The following is an 18490-nucleotide window of genomic DNA, read 5'->3' as shown; positions in this document are numbered from 1 at the left end:
CGATTTTATATGTAAGCATAAAGCTGGTTTAGTATCTGTAGTATTCTGGTTTAAAAGGACCTTTTACTTCTACACCAATGTACTCTGCTTGCTCTTTAGATAAATCTGTTAACTCTACCCCAATTTTCTCTAAGTGTAAAGCAGCAACTTTTTCATCTAAATGTTTTGGTAGCATGTAAACTTTGTTTTCGTACTTATCTGCATGTTTCCAAAGTTCAATTTGTGCTAAAGTTTGGTTAGTAAATGAGTTACTCATTACAAAACTAGGGTGACCAGTAGCACAACCAAGGTTTACTAAACGTCCTTCTGCAAGAAGAATAATGTCGTTACCATTAATAGTATACTTGTCTACTTGTGGTTTAATTTCAACTTTAGAGTCTCCATATTTTTCATTTAACCAAGCAACGGCAATTTCATTATCAAAATGACCAATGTTACAAACAATAGTTTTGTCTTTCATAGCTTCAAAATGCTCACCACGTACAATATCTTTGTTTCCTGTAGTAGTAATAACAATATCTGCTTTATGTAATACATTTTCTAGTTTCTTTACTTCAAAACCGTCCATTGCAGCTTGTAGAGCACAAATTGGGTCAATTTCTGTAACGGTAACAATACTACCAGCACCTCTAAAAGAAGCAGCAGTACCTTTACCAACATCACCATAACCACAAACAACCACACGTTTACCAGCAAGCATTACATCTGTAGCACGTCTAATAGCATCTACGGCACTTTCACGACAACCATATTTGTTATCAAATTTAGATTTGGTAACAGAATCGTTTACATTAATAGCTGGCATAACTAAAGTTCCGTTTTTCATACGCTCGTATAAACGGTGAACTCCAGTAGTAGTTTCTTCAGAAAGACCATTAATACCTTCTGCTAATTCTGGGTATTTATCAAACACCATATTGGTTAAATCTCCACCATCATCTAAAATCATATTTAGAGGCTTGCGGTCTTCTCCAAAGAAAAGTGTTTGTTCAATACACCATTCAAATTCTTCTTCATTCATCCCTTTCCAGGCATAAACAGGTATTCCTGCAGCAGCAATTGCAGCAGCAGCTTGATCTTGAGTAGAAAATATGTTACAAGAACTCCAAGTAACTTCAGCACCAAGAGCTACTAAAGTTTCAATAAGAACCGCAGTTTGTATAGTCATATGTAAACATCCTGCAATACGAGCTCCTTTTAACGGTTGTTCATCTTTATATTCTTCACGAAGTGACATAAGCCCAGGCATTTCTGCTTCGGCAAGTTCAATTTCTTTTCTACCCCAATCTGCAAGGGTAATATCTTTTACTTTATAAGCCGTGTAAGGCACTGTTTTCGTACTCATATTCTTATATTTGTTTATTCGCAATTTTTCTAGCGCAAAAATACATAATATCTAATAAATTTTATGGCTCTTTATAAAACTATAACAGTTGATGAACTTACTAAAGTCTTCATTTGGAAGATTGAAGAGTCGTTTGAGTGGTTATCTAAAGATGTAAAACTAACAGATCACTGCCAAAAACGAGTAGACGGAATGAAATCTGAAATTCATAAACGTGGTTTTATGAGTATTAGACATTTGTTGGCAGAAGCTGGTTATACAGACTTTGATTTATTTTATGACGAAAAAGGAAAACCACATTTAAACGACGGGAAATATATTTCTATTACACATTCTTTTGAGTTTTCAGGGATTATAGTGAGCAATAAACCCATAGGTATTGATATAGAAAAACAAAGAGATAAAATTTTAAAAATAGCTAATAAGTTTACTCCTTTAGAAGAATACCACACCTTGGCTAATGAAGAAGCAATTATTAGAAAGTTAACAATTGTGTGGGGAGCAAAAGAAGGTATTTACAAATTAGTGGGTATACCTGGTTTGTTGTTTTTACACCATATATATGTAGAAGATTTTTCTTTTGATGAAGAAGAGTTATCTGCTCGTTTAAATTATCAAGGAGAGCAAACTAATTTTAAATTAAACTATTTAGAGTTTGAAGGTTTTACGTGTGTCTATACGCTTTTAGCAGAATAAATAATGAAAAGAAAAACTAATTTACTGCAGCATATAAAAACCTCTACCAAGTTGTTGGCTATTTTAATAGATCCCGATAAGGTAAATTTTTCTGAAATAGATGTCTTGATAAGCAAGCTGCCAAAAAACACCTCTCATTTATTAGTAGGCGGTAGTACAGTGAAAGAAAACTTAACCGAGCAATTAGTAAACCTTTTAAAAAAGAATACTACTCTACCTATAATAATTTTTCCTGGTGATTTTACGCAGATTACTAATAAAGCAGATGCACTTTTATTTTTGTCTTTACTTTCGGGTAGAAATCCAGAGTTTTTAATAGAGCAACAAGTAAAATCTATAGAAATACTCAAAACTACTTCATTAGAAATTATTCCTACAGCATATCTATTGATAGATGGAGGTAAAGAAACCTCTGTGCAACGAGTAAGTAAAACTTTACCTATAAGTCAAAATAATATTCAAGAAATAGTAAATACCGCTTTAGCAGGAGAATATTCTGGAAAACAACTTTTATACCTAGAAGCAGGAAGTGGCGCAAAAAATAGAGTTTCTCCAAAAATAATTTCTGCAGTAAAAAAAGAAGTTTCTATACCTATAATAGTGGGAGGCGGCATTAGATCTAAAAAAGCAATAGATGAAGCTTACCAAGCAGGAGCTACTATGGTAGTAATAGGGACAGCTTTTGAAAATAACCCTAGCTTTCTTAATACTAGTTCAGAAGAAATAATTGCAATAAAATAAAACCCTATATTACTTACAGATAATATTTTAATTATGAATGAAATTATAGACTGGCTATTTGCTCAATATGAAGGTACTCCTACTCATTTAATTGTATTAGAGTTTATAGGGGTAATTTTTGGAGTACTAAGCGTTGTTTTTTCAAAAATGAATAAAATTTGGGTATATCCAACGGGGATGATAAGCACATTACTTTTTGTGTACATACTCACTCATTATGGATTATTGGGAGATATGCTTATTAATGTTTATTACTTTTCTATGAGTATATATGGTTGGTATGTATGGACTCTTAAAACGGATGGAGAACATCTTACCCCAATTACAAAAACTACCATATCTGAGAAAAAAACCTGTGTTATAATTTTTATTGCCACATTAGTAAGTATAATATTAGTGTATGAATTATTTAATAAATGGCAAGCTTGGTATTCTTATACAGATATATTAACAACTGCTATCTTTTTTGTAGGTATGTGGCTTATGGCAAAAAAGAAAATAGAAAATTGGTTGTTATGGATTGTAGGAGATATTATATCTGTACCGCTTTACTTTTACAAAGGATTAATGTTTAGCGCTATTTTATATTTAGTAATGACTATTTTAGCAATTTATGGTTATTTAGCGTGGAAAAAACTACTTAATCAACCCATAGAAGATATAACTTAGTTTTATATACAATTAAGTTCTAAAAAAAATGTAAAAAATACACATCTGTTTATTAATCTTTTGGTAAATGCAATTTAGATTTTTAAGTAAATTGTATTTTTAAATTTTTATAAGTAAAAAAATACAAATTAACATAGGGTATGAGATAATATTTATATTTTATGTTAATTAGCTTTAAAATTTTAGCAGGGTGATGGTAAGGCAAAAGCTAAAGTTTAAAGCACTTTATTAATAGTACAAATCAAGCAAATAACTCAATCAATAATGTTAGATATAGATTTAAGTAAAGAAGATATTACTCAAATAGAAAAGCATCAATTAAATTTAGATACTGTAAGAGAACAATTAAAAACTTTTAAAGAAGGTATACCTAAAGTAGAATTGGTAAGTGCAGCTAACATTAATTGTGGGATACAATCTTTTAGCGAAGAAGAGGTTGAATTGTTTTTTAGAAAATATGAAGATTCTAAAGTAGATGTAATAAAGTTTGTGCCTGCTAGTGGTGCTGCTACTAGAATGTTTAAAGCATTGCATCAGTTTTTAGCAAAATACAATCCAGAACAACAATCTGTAGAAGAGTTTTTAGCTAAAGAAAAATCTGAAGTGCTTAAAGGCTTTTTCAAAGGGTATAAAAACTTTGCTTTTTATGAAGAAGTAATGCAAGAAATAGAAAAATCTGTAAATAATTATAAAGAATTATCTATAGATGAGCAGCATTACATTTTTGTAAAAACCCTATTAAAAGAAGAAGGTCTTAATTACTCTAATTTACCAAAAGGCTTAGTGCCTTTTCATAATTACAACACTAATTATGCAACCGCTTTTGAAGAGCATTTAGTAGAGGCAGCTAAATACGCAAGTGTAAATGGCAAAGCAAGATTACATTTTACAGTTACAGAAGATCATTTAAATAAATTTAAAGAAACTTTTGCATCAATTAAAGACCGCGTAGAAAAAACAACAGGTGTTTGTTTTGAAGTAGATTATTCTTTTCAGAAAAAATCTACAGATACTATTGCTGTAGATTTTGATAATAACCCATTTAGAGACAACGAAGGGAAAATTTTATTTAGACCAGGAGGTCACGGTGCTTTAATTGAAAATTTAAATGATATTAATGCAGACATTATATTTATTAAAAACATAGATAATGTTATTAAACAAGAGCATTTAGATACCGTAGCTAGATATAAAAAAGCTTTAGCAGGAGAGCTAATAAACGTGCAAGAACGAATCTTTGAAATTTTAAATAGAATTGATAAAGACGGTTTTAACGAGCACATTCTACGTGCAGCTAATAATTTGTTAGATGAAAAGCTAAGTGTAAAAACCACTTTAACTAATGAAGAAGAAGTAAGATCTGTACTAAATAGGCCTATTCGTATTTGTGGTATGGTAGAAAATCAAGGAGCCCCTGGTGGAGGTCCTTTTTGGGTGAAAGACGGAGAAGGTAATATTTCATTACAAATTGTAGAAGGGGCACAAATGGATAATGAAGACCCTCAACAACAAGAAATTGTACAGAACGCCACACATTTTAATCCCGTAGATTTAGTTTGTAGCGTTAAAAATTATAAGGGAGAGAAGTTTAATCTTAAAGATTATGTAAATCCTAAAAAAGGCTTTATTACCAAAAAATCTAAATTTGGTAGAAATGTAAAAGCTTTAGAATTACCTGGTTTGTGGAACGGTGCTATGGCTTATTGGAACACTATTTTTGTAGAGGTACCAGTAATCACATTTAACCCTGTTAAAAATGTGGTAGACTTGCTAAATGAAAATCACCAAGTGTAATGATTAATAATGTAGATGAGCTACTTCAAGAAGTAGAATTTAAAGCTGTTTTAAGTTCTGGACCAGGAGGGCAACATGCTAATAAAACCAGTACTAAAGTAGTTTTAGATTGGAGTTTAATTAACTCAAATATTTTTTCTGAAGAGCAAAAAGAACGTTTAGCATTTAAACTAAAAAATAGGCTGACTAAAGAAAACGTACTTCAAATAAGTGCAGATCACACTCGTAGCCAACATAAAAATAAAGAACTACTAATAAAGCGATTTATTAAAATTTTAGAAGATGCCTTAATTGTACAAAAACCAAGAAAAAAAACAAAGCCCTCTAAATTATCTAAGCTAAAAAGGTTGAAACAAAAGAAAATACAATCAGATAAAAAATTAAATAGAAGAAATCCCTTACAATAACAAGCTCATTAAAGTGTGTTGAAAATCTACAGTATACCTGTAGATTTTTTTGTTTTCTACAGTTATTAATTTTTGTTTTCTTCTCTTTATTGTCTGTAAACTTCTTTATATCCAGTGTATTGAAGATTTTTCATCTACATATAAATTAATGGCATAGATATTTCTATATACTTATTTATAATTAATATTCTAATTATGAAAAAGATAGTAATGTTAGTTGTGTTTATATGTGGTATGGTTGTTAATAGTAAAACTATAGCTCAAAATAATTTTTCTAAAAAAGTTAAGTTGCAAAAAACAACTAGCTCATTTAAAAAAATAGAGTTACAAGAAGTACCGCCATCAGTAATAAATGCTGTTAAAAATGATTTTAAAGCAATTATAGTAAACGCTTATATTAATAGTTATAAAGAATATAAATTAGAAATAAAAAGCTCAGAATCATCTTCTAGAACTGTTTTTACAAATTCTGAAGGGGAGTGGATTAAACCAACCAAATAAATCTTTATCCATAAATGAGAGGCCTTTAGTTAATTGGCGTTTACTAAAGGTAAAATTGCAGTAAAATTCTAGTCGTATAAGTTGAGTAGAGTTGAGTAGTTTTTTACAGGGGTAACCAGATATTTTTATAGTACAATTTCAGGTAGTTAAGCGTGATTTTTTAATATTTTGTTTTGTACTATAACTAAACGTTTGTTCTTAACCAGTCTAAGGTTACCCTTTATAGTAATTTTACTGCATTTTAAAAAGAGGTCTGTAATAGGCCTCTTTTTTTATGATTTTTTTGCACCACAGCTCATCATATTTTATAATTTTGTGTAATTAAGTAGATCTTTATTTATGGCTAAAATTCTAATTGTTGAAGATGATGTGGCTTTTTGCCAAATGCTAGAAACCTTTTTAAAGAAAAAAGGATTTGATGTGATGATCTCTCACTCAGGGAATGATGCGTTATCTAAAATAAAGAATAATAATTTTCAAATTGTACTCACAGATGTTAGGCTGCCAGATAAAGATGGTAATGAAATTTTAAAGAGTGTAACAGAAAATAACCCAGAGGTAAAAGTCATTTTAATGACGGGGTATGCAGAGGTAGATTTAGCTGTAAATGCTATAAAAACGGGAGCTTTTGATTATATTTCAAAACCAATTAACCCAGAAAAAATGCTTCAAATAATTCAGAAAGCATTAGAGTCTGCAAAAGAAATTTCAGAAAAACCTAAAACAGTTTCTACTAAGTCTTCTAATAAAGTAAGTGAATCTACTACAGTTTCTAGTTATGTTGCAGGAGTAAGTGATGCTTCTAAAAAATTAAATGATTATATAAAATTAGTAGCGCCAACCAATATGTCTGTTTTAATTATAGGCGATAGCGGTACGGGTAAAGAGTATGTAGCTAAAAATATACACGATCAAAGTAAAAGAGTTGGTAAGCCTTTTATAGCTGTAGATTGTGGTGCTATACCTAAAGAAATTGCTTCTAGTGAGTTTTTTGGGCATATAAAAGGTTCTTTTACTGGAGCGGTAAATGATAAAACAGGTCACTTTGAAGCTGCTAACGGTGGTACTTTGTTTTTAGATGAAATAGGAAACCTAAATTACGAGTTACAAGTACAATTGCTAAGAGCTTTACAAGAACGTAAGATTAAACCTGTGGGTAGTAACGAAGAAATTAAAGTAGATATTAGAGTTATTGCTGCAACCAATGAAGATTTGAAAAAGGCAGTAGAAGAAGGAGATTTTAGAGAAGACCTTTTTCACAGGCTTAATGAGTTTAGTATACAAGTGCCTGCTCTTAAAAAGCGAAAAGAAGATTTAATGTTATTTGCTAATTACTTTTTAGAGAAAGCAAATAATGAGCTTGAGAAAGAAGTAGTAGGTTTTTCTGATGATGCTTTAGAGCTGTTTCAAAGCTATTCTTGGCCAGGTAATTTAAGAGAAATGCAAAATATAATTAAGCGCTCTGTCTTACTTACTCAAGATAAGTTAATACATACAGAAGAGTTACCTATGCAAATGCATACCGATAAACCAGAAGAAAAAAGCAACTACGGTTTGTTTAAAAATAAAAATGAACAAGAGTTAATTTTAGACGCCTTAGAAGAAGCTAATGGAAATAAAAGTAAGGCAGCTCGTTTATTAAATATAGATAGAAAAACACTTTACAATAAATTGAAGCAATACGATATTAAATTATAAATTTTCTTTTAAATCTGTTAATACCAAATTAGTTTTAATAACTGCTTTTTTAACTAAAGCTTTTATTTCTATAGTTTCTAATTTTAACTCGTTTTGTTTCTCTAACTGCTCTATAATATTTACTACACTTTCTGCTTTTATTTGTCTAAACATAGGCAACATTTTATGAGCTATAAATGCTATTTCTTTTAAGTTTTCTTGGTCTTTTGCACTCTCTAATTTAGCAAGGTTGATAGAGGAACTTTCTATAAATGTATTTAATAATACTCTTAGTGATTCTTTATCACCATCTGTAAAAACGAGAATATCATGTAAATCATATAAATCAGATTTTTTTATATCGGTTTCTGTTTCTATAGGTGTTTTAGAAGATACTTCTTGGTATTCTAGATTTAAAATTTTAGCTACTTTTAAAAGAAGCTCATTAGCGTGAAATGGTTTAATAATATTTGTTTCAAACCCTTTTTCTATATAAAACTTTCTTCTAATTTCGGTTCTTCCAGATAATGCAATAACTGGTATATGTTTTAATTTTTTGTTGTTTTTTATTTTTCTAATTAATTCAAAACCGTTTAAAACAGGCATTTGAATATCTGTAAGAATTAAATCATAATTATCTTTTTTAAGATCTCTAATAGCATTTTCTGGTTGGTTAGAAGTGGTAATGTTAAAACCGGATTGACTCATAATTTCGTTGGTAAGAGCAAGTTGAGTAGCCTCATCATCTAAGATAAAAACCTTTTTTTGTTCTGTGTTACCATTAATTATAATTTCTTTATTAGGGTTGCTGGTAGAAATATGTTTAGCATTCTCTACAGGAATAAATAAAATAAAACGGCTACCAATGCCAAGTTTACTTTCTAAGTATATTTCACCATCTAATAAATTAACCAATTGTTTGGTAATTGCCAAACCAAGTCCAGAACCGCCATATTTTTTTTCTATAGATGATTTGGCCTGAGAGAACTCTTTAAAAATTACTTTTTCTTGCTCTTTAGAGATACCAATACCAGAGTCTTCAATCACTATTTTTAATTTATTAGTAGTAATAGAAGAGGTGTCTAATTCTCCTTTAATAGTGATTTTTCCTTTTTCTGTAAACTTGTACGCATTACCAATTAAATTCATTAGTATTTGCTGAATTCTAAATGGGTCACATAAATAAGATTGTTGTAAAGCTTCTTCTAACTGTAAATCTATTTCTAAATTTTTAGGATCTTCAGATGGGATTATACCATCTATACTGTCTTTTATCAGGTTAGCAGGAGTAAATGGTAATTTTTCTATGGTCATTTTACCAGACTCTAACTTAGAGAAGTCTAGCAAATCGTTTACCAAGTGTAAAATATATTCAGAAGATTTTTGGAGTTTTTCTAAATAATGTTGTTGTTTTTCAGAAAGAATGGTTTTTTTTAGCAAATCAGAATAACCTGTAATGGTGGTTAACGGAGATCTTAAATCATGGGTGACAGCGGCCATAAATTGCTCTCTTCTTTTAAGCAATAACTCTGCATATGCTTTAGATTCTTCTAACTCACTTCTGTATTTCTGGCTTTTATTGGTGTCTTTAATAATTAATATTACAAAGAACAAAATAGTTATAACGCAGGCAATACCTAATACAATAATTAGGTTAGAAGTATCATTTAAGGTTTTTTGTGCAGATGCTACTTGTGCTACAGATTTTTGAACCTCTTCTTGTTCTATTTGAGATCTTAATTTTCTAAGCTGAATAGATAGGTTTCTGTCGTTTTCTAATAATTCATTTTCTTTAGAAATAACAGAGTTTTGGTATTCTATCTCTTCACTCTCTAACCTACTTAATACATTTTTCATAGTATTAATAAGAGAATCTGCAGATTGTTGGGTTAGTCTATTAGCATTATCTTCTTTTGCATACTCTAAGTATTTTACCAATACTGCTCTTACGTGTGGTTTATAGCCCTTTAATCTTTCTTCATAATTATCATCTTCAAAAATAGAGTTGGTTTTTTCTAACTCACCCAATACTCTGTCATAATAATTTTGACTGCCATTTTTCTTTCTTAGGTTTAATAACTCTAAAAGGTTTTGTTTTTTTAAGGTAAGTAATTGATTAATACTATCTAAATCAATAATGGTAGAGTCGCTTTTTGGGTATGTTTCTTTTAAAGAAGACAGTAATACAGAAATAGTATCTAGCTGTGTATTAAAATCTTTAATTTTTTCTGGCCGTTGATTTTGAATAATGTTTCTACTAATTCCTTCTGCGGTATATAAATAAGTAACCGCTTCACTCATTAAAATTAAACGTTGGTTATTGGTATTACCTATTTTGTTAGATTGCGTTAAACTTTCAACCTTACCATAGATAAACCAAACAGTAATTACCGCAAATACGGTAAGCAAAATGTACCCAAATAGTACTTTGTAGGTGATAGATTTTTTTGTGTTTTTCACGGTAAAACCAAAAATAAATAGTCTGTAGATAAATCTCCTTAAAATTATGGTAAATTAAAAAATAACTTATAGTTTTGCTCCTAATCTCAAAGGGGTGCCGCAAGGCTGAGATCATACCCAAAGAACCTGGGCGGGTAATGCTGCCAAGGGATAATAAAAGTTTTTTACTTTTATTTTTGTGTACACTCCTGATAAAGCTTTATTTAATAAGTTTTTCAGGATTTTTTTTTATCATTAATCTAACTTAAGAATAATCGCCCCTTTTATTCGTAAAATTTATATTACGAATGAAAAACGTATTATTTGTAATAGGCTTATTCTTAGTAAGTCTAGTAACTTTTGCTCAGCAAAATTACACGCTAAGCGGAAAAGTAACCTTAAATCAGCAGTCTGTTGCTAGCGCGCAAGTGGTAGTAAAAAATAGTAATACTACTACTATTACCGATGCAGATGGAAATTATAGTATACAGCTTCCAGAAGGTAATTATACTATTGTTTTTAGCTACGGAAACAAAAAAGAAGTGCAAGTAAATTTAACAGAAAACCAAACTTTAGATATAGATTTAACTCATGCTCAAGAAACCTTGGGAGAAGTATTTTTATCTTCTATTAGAGTAGATGCAGACTCACCTATTACTTACAGTAATTTAACAAACGAAGAGATTGCAGAACGTAATTTAGGGCAAGATATTCCTGTGCTTATGAATTATTTGCCATCTGTGGTTACTACTACAGATGCAGGAAACGGAGTTGGTTATACCGGTATTAGAGTACGTGGTAGTGACGCAACTAGAACCAACGTTACAGTTAATGGCATTCCTATTAACGACTCAGAAAGTCAAGGTACATTTTGGGTAAATATGGGAGATTTTGCTTCTTCTGTAGAAAATATACAATTGCAAAGAGGGGTAGGTACTTCTACCAACGGTGCAGGTGCTTTTGGGGCAAGTATAAATATTTCTACAGATAAATATAGTGATGAGGCGTATGCAGAAATATCAAACAGTTACGGTTCTTTTAACACCCATAAACATACTGCTAAATTTAGTACAGGTTTAATTAATAATCACTGGTCTTTTATAGCAAGAGCTTCTCAAATTAAAAGTGATGGTTATATAGATCGTGCAGAATCAGATTTAAAATCTTATTTCGTGCAAGGTAGTTATGTAAATAATGGTACAAGAATAAAAGCAATTATGTTTGGTGGTAAAGAGCGTACATATCAAGCTTGGTACGGTATAGATGCAACTACTTTAAGAGATAACAGAACTTACAATCCTGCAGGTGTTTATGAAGATGAAAATGGAAACGAAAAGTTTTATAACAATCAAACAGATAATTACCAACAAGACCACTATCAATTACTTTGGAATCAAAAATACGATAATAATTGGTCTACTAACTTAGCATTTCATTATACAAGAGGTAAAGGTTATTATGAAGAGTTTGAAGAAGATGGTAATTTAGAAGATTTTGGTTTAAACCCTTTTACTGCAAACGGAAGTTTAATTACCACATCAGATTTAGTAAACACAAGTTGGTTAGATAACCACTTTTATGGTACTACATTTAGTGCTAATTACCAAAACTCTAAAGTAGATGTTATACTTGGTGGAGGCTGGAACCGTTATGATGGAGACCATTTTGGAGAGGTGATTTATACAAGATTTGCACAAAATAATGATCCGTACGAGCCATTTTACGAGAACAATGCGATAAAAACAGATTTTAATGTATATGCAAAAGCTACAGTTTCTTTGACAGATAAACTGGCAGCTTTTGGTGACCTTCAGCTTAGAACTATTAATTATGAAGGGGAGGGCCCAACAGAAGATGTAGCTAATTTTCCTATAGATGCAAACTTTACTTTCTTTAATCCAAAAGGAGGGTTAACCTATCAATTAGATGAGGTAAATCAATTTTATGGTTCTGTAGCGGTAGCATATAGAGAGCCTGTAAGATCTGATTATGAAGATGCTTTTGAAAATGGAGAGGATGCACCAACAGAAGAAAAATTAGTAGATTATGAATTAGGTTGGCGTTTTAAAACCCAGAAAACTCAGATTAATACTAACTTCTATTTGATGAATTATCAAGATCAATTAGTTTTAACAGGAGAAATAGATGATGAAGGTGCTGCAATAAGAAGAAATAGTGGAGAAAGTTATCGTTTAGGTTTAGAGATAGATGCTACTTTTAAAATTAATAAGTATCTAAATATTCGACCAAACGTAGCATTAAGTCAAAATAAAAATAGAGAGTACAGTACTATTTTAAATGGAGAGGCTGTAACTTTTGAAGATACAGATATAGCATACTCACCAAACTTAGTATTAGGAAATATGATTGTGGTAAAACCATTAAAAAACTTACAAGTAAACTTCTTGTCTAAATTTGTTGGAGAGCAATACATGAGTAATTATGAGGCAAAAGGGTCTAAATTAGACTCATATTTTGTGAATGATCTTAATATACAGTATGTTTGGGACACTGCACCTTGGTTTAAACAAGTAGTGTTTACAGGTTTAGTTAATAATATTTTTAATGTAAACTATGTTTCTAATGGTTATTACTACACTTACAATATTGAAAATTTAGATTTACCAAACGGCGTAGAAACTATCGGTGGCGCTGGGTATTACCCACAAGCAACTATCAATTTCTTAGCAGGGGTAACTCTAAAGTTTTAAAAATCACTAACCAATCTATCAAAAGACTCTCTACTTTTAGAGAGTCTTTTTTATTTAATTATTAGATACTTTTAATACCCCTTCTCCTACTTCTGTCACTCTGTAATTGTATAAAGTATATTCAAGTTCATCTCCTTTTATAAAATTACCAGTAAATAAATCATAGGTATTATCTTCACAAGAACATACTAAGGTAAGACCGTTAATACTCATAGAGGTACAATCTGTATTTCTTATATGGTTGGGATCAGTAGCATCCCAAGCAACGTATCCGCTACCAGTATTTATAATTACAATACCACCGTTACCGTAATTACTCACATAAACAGGGTCACTAGGGAAGTTTAAACTCGTATATTGAGGTAAACTCGTATTTACAGTAAAGCTTACATTAACATCTAGTAAATAAGGGTTATTTTGATTAATATTATCACTACTACAAGCGATTAATAATAAAATACTGACCAATGCTGTAAAATATCTATTCATCATTAAATTTTTTGAGGGCGGAAGGTAACATAATTGCTAAGCTTGTTAAAATTTATTATATTTGTTATAATAGAATCTCATGAGAATGGGGTTCTTTTTGTATATATAAACGATGAAGTTATGAGTAAAGTATCTTATTATACTGAAGAAGGACTTAAAAAGTTAAGAGACGAATTAAATCAACTAAAAGATGTTGAGCGTCCTGCAGCTTCACAAGCCATTGCTGAAGCTAGAGACAAAGGAGATTTAAGTGAGAATGCCGAATATGATGCTGCAAAAGAGGCTCAAGGTTTGTTAGAAATGAAAATTTCTAAGTTAGAAGAAGTTGTGGCAAATGCTAGGGTTATAGATGAGTCTCAACTAGATACTTCTAAAGTGTTAATACATAGTAGCGTTAAAATTAAAAACACTACTAATGGTATGGAGGTGAAGTATAAATTGGTAGCGCAAAGTGAAGCCGATTTAAAAACGGGTAAAATATCTGTAGATTCTCCAATTGGTAAAGGTTTATTAGGAAAAAAGGTGGGAGATACTGCAGATATTCAGGTGCCAAATGGTACCATGACTTTCGAGATTTTAGAAATTTCTAGAGATTAAAAAATTAACTTATAAAAAAGCCTCTTTCTTGGAAAGAGGCTTTTTTTTTTGATATTATATTTTAGCAACAACCGCCACCATCATAGTGGTAAGTAGATTCACTAATAAAAATATCTTCTCGGTTTAAACTAGCTAATGCAGCAGCAGTTTTATCACAAACGGCTAAGGGTTGATTTTTTAAAAGAATATGTCCTTTTTTATCATCAAAAAAATCTTCTGCACCATAATAAATAGCTGCTTTTCCTGTAAAAATACAAGGTCCATCTTCTGGCATAGGGTCTTTAATAGCAGCTACTTCTATACTTTCAATATAAATTAACTCTTCTGTAGGATAGTTTTTAGGGTCTAGAATTCGGTAAGGTTTTTTAGCTCTAATTTCTATAGTACCAAATCCAGCATCGGTTAGCATTTTTACATATTCATTTAGAGGTAAACTTCCGCTTAAGCAAAGAGCACGTAAACGCTCATCATTACGCAGGGTATCGTTCATCTTCTGCTCACAAATAGGATCACTCATTACTAATCTACCATGAGGTTTTAAGACGCGGTACATTTCTGCAATAGCTTTTTTTAATTCTTCAGTTTTAAAAATATTGAAGAGACAGTTTTGGGCAGCCACATCGATAGAGTTGTCTTCTACAGGAAGGTTTAATGCATCTCCTTTTTTTAGATCTACAAATTCTGATTTAAACCAAGAATTCATCTCTTCTGCTTCTTGAAAGTTTTTACGAGAAGCTTCTAGCATTTCATCTACCACATCTATCCCAACTACGGCGTTTTTTTGTCTAGAAAAATAGGCAAATTGCAAAAGCTCCATTCCGCCGCCAACTCCTACATAAAGTGTTTTTGGGTTGTTTACTAAGTCTCTTGCATGTACGGTGCTTCCGCAGCCATAATTCATCTCCTGCATTATTTTTGGGATTTTTAATCCAGGCAATTCCCAAATAGGATTGGTTGTACAGCAAAGACCAACATCTGGTGTTAAAGCAGCTTGCTTATACACATCTTTAGTAGTTTCTAAATAGCTCATACCTCTACTGCTTTTATAAGTTCTTTAAATAGAACAATCATATCAGGCTCAGCTTTCTCTGCCATAGCTATAATTTCTTTAATGTCTACCGGTTTTAAATGATCTGGGTTGCACTCATCGGTTAATACAGAAACGGCCGCTACGGGTAAATTTAAATGGTTGGCAACAATAACCTCTGGCACGGTACTCATACCTACAGCATCTGCACCAATAATTTTAAGCATTCTATACTCTGCTCTAGTTTCTAGTTGAGGTCCCACTACAGAAGCGTAAACCCCTTTGTGAAGTTTAATGTTTTTTTCTTCTGCAATTTTTTCAATTTTATCACAAATCTGTTTGTTGTATGGTTCACTCATATCTACAAAACGTTCGCCATATTGAGACACCCCTTTAAAAGCAAGTGGAGAGCCGCCTTGTAGGTTAATATGGTCGTCAATCATCATTAACTCACCCTTTTTAAAGTTTGGATTTATAGCGCCAGATGCGTTAGAAACTAAGAGTTTTTTAATACCAAGACGATGCATAATTCTTACGGGAAAGGTGACATCTTGCAAGGTGTAACCTTCGTATAAATGAAAGCGCCCTTGCATAATTACTACTTTTTTATCTGCAAGCTCACCAAAAATTAAATGGCCTTTATGAAACTCTACCGTTGCCGTAGGAAAGTTAGGAATGTGGTTGTAGCTTACTTCAGCAATAATATTTACTTCATTTAGTAATTTACCTAATCCAGTACCCAAAATTATACCCACTTCTGGGTTTTCAAAACCTTTATTTTTAAGGTATTTTACAGTTTGTTCTATATATCTCATTTGTTTATGTATTGTTGAAAGACATTAATATGTTTAATATCTTCTATGGTATCTATATCGTTTTTTTCTTGTAATAAAACTACTTTTTTATTTTTTAATAATTGAAGGGTTTCTTCTAAAACTGTAGAAGTACTCCAGTTGATTTGCTGAAAAATTTCAGGCGTAAATTTATTCATTCCTAATAAATAATAGCCGCCATCTTTTGCTGGTCCTATTACGTAGTCTAATTTTTCTAATTGAAGAAAAGCCTCTTGTATATCTGCAGTTTCAAGATCATATAAATCACTACCTATAATCACTACTTTCTCATATTTGTTTGAGAAACCTTGTAGAAAGGCGTTACTCATCTTTTCGCCTAAATCTGCACCTGTTTGGGTTTTCTTTAAAAAATAAGTAGAAGAGAAATTGTCATTTTCTATAGGTGCTTGGCTATAAAAAACTTCTTTTTCAGCTTCTATTTTTTTAGTTACTGTTGCGGTATGCTGTAATAAATATTTATATATTTCTAAGGCAGAAATATCTCCTATACTTTTAGCTAATCTGGTTTTACATTTACCCAATTCTGGGTTTTTAGTAAATATAATTAACAGGTTTTTCGATTTCATTTAGTAAACTTTTTCAGCGTTTTTAAGCCATTTAGACCATTTTTTGTTAAATGCGTGTACGGTGTCGGTTTCTTTATTGGTAGAGTTGTATACAGGGTAATAATTGTTGGTCCATTCAAAAATTCCGCCGTATAAATTCTGAATATTTTTATAACCTAACTTTTGAAGCTTTTCTCCAATTTTTTCTGATCGAACGCCTAAAGAGCAATACACTACAATAGGTTGATTTTTATCTGGAAATTGTTGCTGAATTTCTTCTGAAGAAAAATTTTTAAATCCAACGTATTTGGCATTTTTTAAATGACTTACCTGAAATTCTTCGGGTTCGCGAGCATCTAATAAAATTACGCTGTCTTTTTGCTGAATAGCTTTTAGTTGCTCTACAGAAATATAAGGTATAGAATGAGAATTGTATTTTTCTAGCACATCTTGCACAGATTTTTGTGCGGTACTAGTAATACTTATAAAGAGAATTAAAATTTTAAAGAGTTTCATATTATGCTACAGTACCTTGACAACTACTTCCTGCACCAGCAGTGCAACCGTAACAATGTTGAGAAACAATTATATTTCTGTTTTGTACAGCTTCTTCATTATAATTACTAATATGTTTTACCTTGCTGTTTACTTTTAGCTCTAGCATTTGGTTAAAATCACAATCGTACAGCCAACCGTCCCAACTAACAGAAAGGGTGTTTCTGCACATTACATTTTGTACCGCAGTAGGGTTGTAGGCATTTACCAGCTCATACATATAATCTTCATAATTATCAGAAGCTATTAAATACTCTAAAAATCGACTAATAGGCAAATTAGTGATTGCAAAAAGACTATTAAATTCGATATCGAAATCTTCTTTTAAAGCAGTTTTAAAATCACTTTCCATCGCAGTTTGGTCTTTAGGTAAAAAAGCTCCAGAAGGGTTATAAACTAAGTCTAATTTTAAACCGCTACCTTCTTTACCATAACCTACAGCATTTAACATTTGTAAGGCTTGTATAGATTTGTCAAAAACGCCTTTGCCACGCTGCTTGTCGGTTTTTTCTCTTTTATAAAATGGTAGAGATGAAACTACGTGCACATTATGTTTTTTAAAAAACTCTGGTAAATCGTAGTATTTTTTATTGGCCACAATAATGGTAAGGTTAGAGCGTACAATAAAATCTTTGATTCCAGCTTTAGAAGCTTCTTCTACAAACCACCTAAAGTTGGGGTTCATCTCTGGTGCGCCACCAGTTAAATCTAAAGTATGTGCTCCCGTAGTTTTAATTGCCTGTAGGCAATGCTGCATGGTTTCTACGGTCATAATTTCTTTACGGTCTGGCCCTGCATCTACGTGGCAATGAGAGCAAACTTGGTTGCACATATACCCTAAATTAATCTGCAGTATTTCTAAAGGCTTTGGTTGCAGCGGAAAGCTGTTTTCTTGCTCTAGCTTATGTTTAAAAGTAGGTAATTCACCTTCAGCAAATAATCCATCATTTAAATATTCTAATTGTTTTTGAGGAATTGATAAGTCGTTTTTTCTTGCTGAAAGTGATTTTGTACTCATAAATTTTTTGTTGCTTCTTAACTATATAACGAATATTAAGTCTCTTCAGTTTTGTAAAACTTACATCGATAGTTTTTTATACTTATTCATCATTTGTACACCGTGTACTAAGGTTGCTCCACTTTCTATAGCAGCGCCAGCGTGTACTGCTTCCATCATTTCTTCTTTTGTAATACCTCGTTCTAGACCATCTTTAGTATAAGCATCTATGCAATAGGGGCATTTAACCACATGTGCAACTGCTAATGCAATTAAAGATTTTTCTCTAGCAGAAAGAGCACCTTCTTTAAAAACACTTCCGTAGTAATCAAAAAATTTTTCACCTAATTCTTCGCTCCACTCTGTTATTTCTCCAAATTTTCTTAAATCTGAAGGATCGTAATAATTTTTAGCCATAATTTTATATTGTTGATTTTTAAAGGTAA

The 18490-nt window shown here is 31.3% G+C and carries 18 protein-coding genes; 9 read left to right on the top strand and 9 right to left on the bottom strand.

Going from position 1 to position 18490, the window contains the following annotated elements:
- Nucleotides 1-28: 28 nt before the first annotated feature.
- Nucleotides 29-1345 (bottom strand): adenosylhomocysteinase, encoded by a 1317-nt coding sequence (gene ahcY / locus BUC03_RS04975; RefSeq protein WP_073148882.1) that lies wholly within the window; start codon nt 1343-1345, stop codon nt 29-31.
- Nucleotides 1346-1408: 63 nt separating this feature from the next.
- On the opposite strand from ahcY, the gene BUC03_RS04970 reads away from it, so the two are divergent.
- The 7 genes from BUC03_RS04970 (at nt 1409) to BUC03_RS04940 (ending at nt 7851) form a co-directional block, all read left to right on the top strand.
- Nucleotides 1409-2041, top strand: a complete 633-nt coding sequence (locus BUC03_RS04970) for a 4'-phosphopantetheinyl transferase family protein (RefSeq protein ID WP_073148880.1) — start codon at nt 1409-1411, stop codon at nt 2039-2041.
- Between the two features lie 3 nt (nt 2042-2044).
- Complete coding sequence (locus BUC03_RS04965; protein WP_073148878.1) at nt 2045-2782, top strand: phosphoglycerol geranylgeranyltransferase; 738 nt, start codon at nt 2045-2047, stop codon at nt 2780-2782.
- Between the two features lie 33 nt (nt 2783-2815).
- Nucleotides 2816-3451, top strand: a complete 636-nt coding sequence (gene pnuC, locus BUC03_RS04960; RefSeq protein WP_073148876.1) for a nicotinamide riboside transporter PnuC — start codon at nt 2816-2818, stop codon at nt 3449-3451.
- Between the two features lie 264 nt (nt 3452-3715).
- Nucleotides 3716-5245: a DUF4301 family protein gene (locus BUC03_RS04955; RefSeq protein ID WP_073148874.1), complete on the top strand. Its 1530-nt coding sequence runs from the start codon at nt 3716-3718 to the stop codon at nt 5243-5245.
- Nucleotides 5245-5652 carry an alternative ribosome rescue aminoacyl-tRNA hydrolase ArfB gene (arfB, locus tag BUC03_RS04950; protein ID WP_073148872.1) on the top strand — a complete coding sequence of 136 codons (408 nt, stop codon included), beginning with the start codon at nt 5245-5247 and terminating at the stop codon, nt 5650-5652. Before BUC03_RS04955 ends, arfB begins: the two co-directional genes overlap by 1 nt.
- A gap of 195 nt (nt 5653-5847) precedes the next feature.
- A complete protein-coding gene (locus BUC03_RS04945; RefSeq protein ID WP_073148870.1) occupies nt 5848-6153 on the top strand; it encodes a hypothetical protein in 306 nt (101 codons plus the stop codon).
- A 339-nt stretch (nt 6154-6492) separates the two neighbouring features.
- Nucleotides 6493-7851 carry a sigma-54-dependent transcriptional regulator gene (locus BUC03_RS04940; RefSeq protein ID WP_073148868.1) on the top strand — a complete coding sequence of 453 codons (1359 nt, stop codon included), beginning with the start codon at nt 6493-6495 and terminating at the stop codon, nt 7849-7851.
- Here the strand turns inward: BUC03_RS04940 and BUC03_RS04935 are convergent.
- Entirely contained in the window at nt 7846-10290 is a 2445-nt protein-coding gene (locus BUC03_RS04935; RefSeq protein ID WP_073148866.1) for a hybrid sensor histidine kinase/response regulator, read from the bottom strand. The two genes, BUC03_RS04940 and BUC03_RS04935, sit on opposite strands and share 6 nt — an antisense overlap.
- A gap of 287 nt (nt 10291-10577) precedes the next feature.
- On the opposite strand from BUC03_RS04935, the gene BUC03_RS04930 reads away from it, so the two are divergent.
- Nucleotides 10578-12980: a TonB-dependent receptor gene (locus BUC03_RS04930; RefSeq protein WP_073148864.1), complete on the top strand. Its 2403-nt coding sequence runs from the start codon at nt 10578-10580 to the stop codon at nt 12978-12980.
- Nucleotides 12981-13034: 54 nt separating this feature from the next.
- Here BUC03_RS04930 and BUC03_RS04925 read toward each other — a convergent pair whose 3' ends face one another.
- Nucleotides 13035-13472, bottom strand: coding sequence for a Rieske (2Fe-2S) protein (locus BUC03_RS04925; protein ID WP_084112816.1), 438 nt, complete (start codon nt 13470-13472; stop codon nt 13035-13037).
- 117 nt (nt 13473-13589) lie between these two features.
- Here BUC03_RS04925 and greA point away from each other — a divergent pair, with 117 nt between their 5' ends.
- A complete protein-coding gene (greA, locus tag BUC03_RS04920; protein ID WP_073149408.1) occupies nt 13590-14066 on the top strand; it encodes a transcription elongation factor GreA in 477 nt (158 codons plus the stop codon).
- 61 nt (nt 14067-14127) lie between these two features.
- Here greA and arsM read toward each other — a convergent pair whose 3' ends face one another.
- Genes arsM through BUC03_RS04890 form a run of 6 tightly spaced genes read right to left on the bottom strand, consistent with a single transcriptional unit; the run spans nt 14128 to nt 18461 of the window.
- The gene (gene arsM, locus BUC03_RS04915; RefSeq protein ID WP_073148862.1) at nt 14128-15096 is read right to left on the bottom strand and encodes an arsenosugar biosynthesis arsenite methyltransferase ArsM; all 969 of its coding nucleotides are present in this window, start codon (nt 15094-15096) and stop codon (nt 14128-14130) included.
- The gene (locus BUC03_RS04910; protein WP_073148860.1) at nt 15093-15908 is read right to left on the bottom strand and encodes a purine-nucleoside phosphorylase; all 816 of its coding nucleotides are present in this window, start codon (nt 15906-15908) and stop codon (nt 15093-15095) included. Before BUC03_RS04910 ends, arsM begins: the two co-directional genes overlap by 4 nt.
- Nucleotides 15905-16513 carry a TIGR04282 family arsenosugar biosynthesis glycosyltransferase gene (locus tag BUC03_RS04905; protein ID WP_073148858.1) on the bottom strand — a complete coding sequence of 203 codons (609 nt, stop codon included), beginning with the start codon at nt 16511-16513 and terminating at the stop codon, nt 15905-15907. The genes BUC03_RS04910 and BUC03_RS04905 overlap by 4 nt, the downstream gene beginning before the upstream one ends.
- Nucleotides 16514-17008: a rhodanese-like domain-containing protein gene (locus BUC03_RS04900; RefSeq protein WP_073148856.1), complete on the bottom strand. Its 495-nt coding sequence runs from the start codon at nt 17006-17008 to the stop codon at nt 16514-16516.
- A gap of 1 nt (nt 17009) precedes the next feature.
- Nucleotides 17010-18065, bottom strand: coding sequence for an arsenosugar biosynthesis radical SAM (seleno)protein ArsS (gene arsS / locus BUC03_RS04895; protein WP_073148855.1), 1056 nt, complete (start codon nt 18063-18065; stop codon nt 17010-17012).
- A gap of 60 nt (nt 18066-18125) precedes the next feature.
- A complete protein-coding gene (locus tag BUC03_RS04890; RefSeq protein WP_073148853.1) occupies nt 18126-18461 on the bottom strand; it encodes an arsenosugar biosynthesis-associated peroxidase-like protein in 336 nt (111 codons plus the stop codon).
- Between the last annotated feature and the right edge of the window lie 29 nt (nt 18462-18490).

The sequence above is a fragment of the Mesonia phycicola genome, from assembly GCF_900141885.1.
Lineage (GTDB): Bacteria > Bacteroidota > Bacteroidia > Flavobacteriales > Flavobacteriaceae > Mesonia > Mesonia phycicola.
Note: the sequence above shows the minus strand (reverse complement) of the source record. Positions and strands in the feature narration are given on the sequence as shown.

Coding starts and splice junctions, on each gene's coding strand:
- BUC03_RS04925 (WP_084112816.1), bottom strand. CDS start 13,472: ATGATGAATAGATATTTTACAGCATTGGTCAGTATTTTATTATTAATC.
- BUC03_RS04930 (WP_073148864.1), top strand. CDS start 10,578: ATGAAAAACGTATTATTTGTAATAGGCTTATTCTTAGTAAGTCTAGTA.
- BUC03_RS04905 (WP_073148858.1), bottom strand. CDS start 16,513: ATGAAATCGAAAAACCTGTTAATTATATTTACTAAAAACCCAGAATTG.
- ahcY (WP_073148882.1), bottom strand. CDS start 1,345: ATGAGTACGAAAACAGTGCCTTACACGGCTTATAAAGTAAAAGATATT.
- arsS (WP_073148855.1), bottom strand. CDS start 18,065: ATGAGTACAAAATCACTTTCAGCAAGAAAAAACGACTTATCAATTCCT.
- BUC03_RS04970 (WP_073148880.1), top strand. CDS start 1,409: ATGGCTCTTTATAAAACTATAACAGTTGATGAACTTACTAAAGTCTTC.
- greA (WP_073149408.1), top strand. CDS start 13,590: ATGAGTAAAGTATCTTATTATACTGAAGAAGGACTTAAAAAGTTAAGA.
- BUC03_RS04890 (WP_073148853.1), bottom strand. CDS start 18,461: ATGGCTAAAAATTATTACGATCCTTCAGATTTAAGAAAATTTGGAGAA.
- arsM (WP_073148862.1), bottom strand. CDS start 15,096: ATGAGCTATTTAGAAACTACTAAAGATGTGTATAAGCAAGCTGCTTTA.
- BUC03_RS04900 (WP_073148856.1), bottom strand. CDS start 17,008: ATGAAACTCTTTAAAATTTTAATTCTCTTTATAAGTATTACTAGTACC.
- arfB (WP_073148872.1), top strand. CDS start 5,245: ATGATTAATAATGTAGATGAGCTACTTCAAGAAGTAGAATTTAAAGCT.
- BUC03_RS04955 (WP_073148874.1), top strand. CDS start 3,716: ATGTTAGATATAGATTTAAGTAAAGAAGATATTACTCAAATAGAAAAG.
- BUC03_RS04940 (WP_073148868.1), top strand. CDS start 6,493: ATGGCTAAAATTCTAATTGTTGAAGATGATGTGGCTTTTTGCCAAATG.
- pnuC (WP_073148876.1), top strand. CDS start 2,816: ATGAATGAAATTATAGACTGGCTATTTGCTCAATATGAAGGTACTCCT.
- BUC03_RS04965 (WP_073148878.1), top strand. CDS start 2,045: ATGAAAAGAAAAACTAATTTACTGCAGCATATAAAAACCTCTACCAAG.
- BUC03_RS04945 (WP_073148870.1), top strand. CDS start 5,848: ATGAAAAAGATAGTAATGTTAGTTGTGTTTATATGTGGTATGGTTGTT.
- BUC03_RS04910 (WP_073148860.1), bottom strand. CDS start 15,908: ATGAGATATATAGAACAAACTGTAAAATACCTTAAAAATAAAGGTTTT.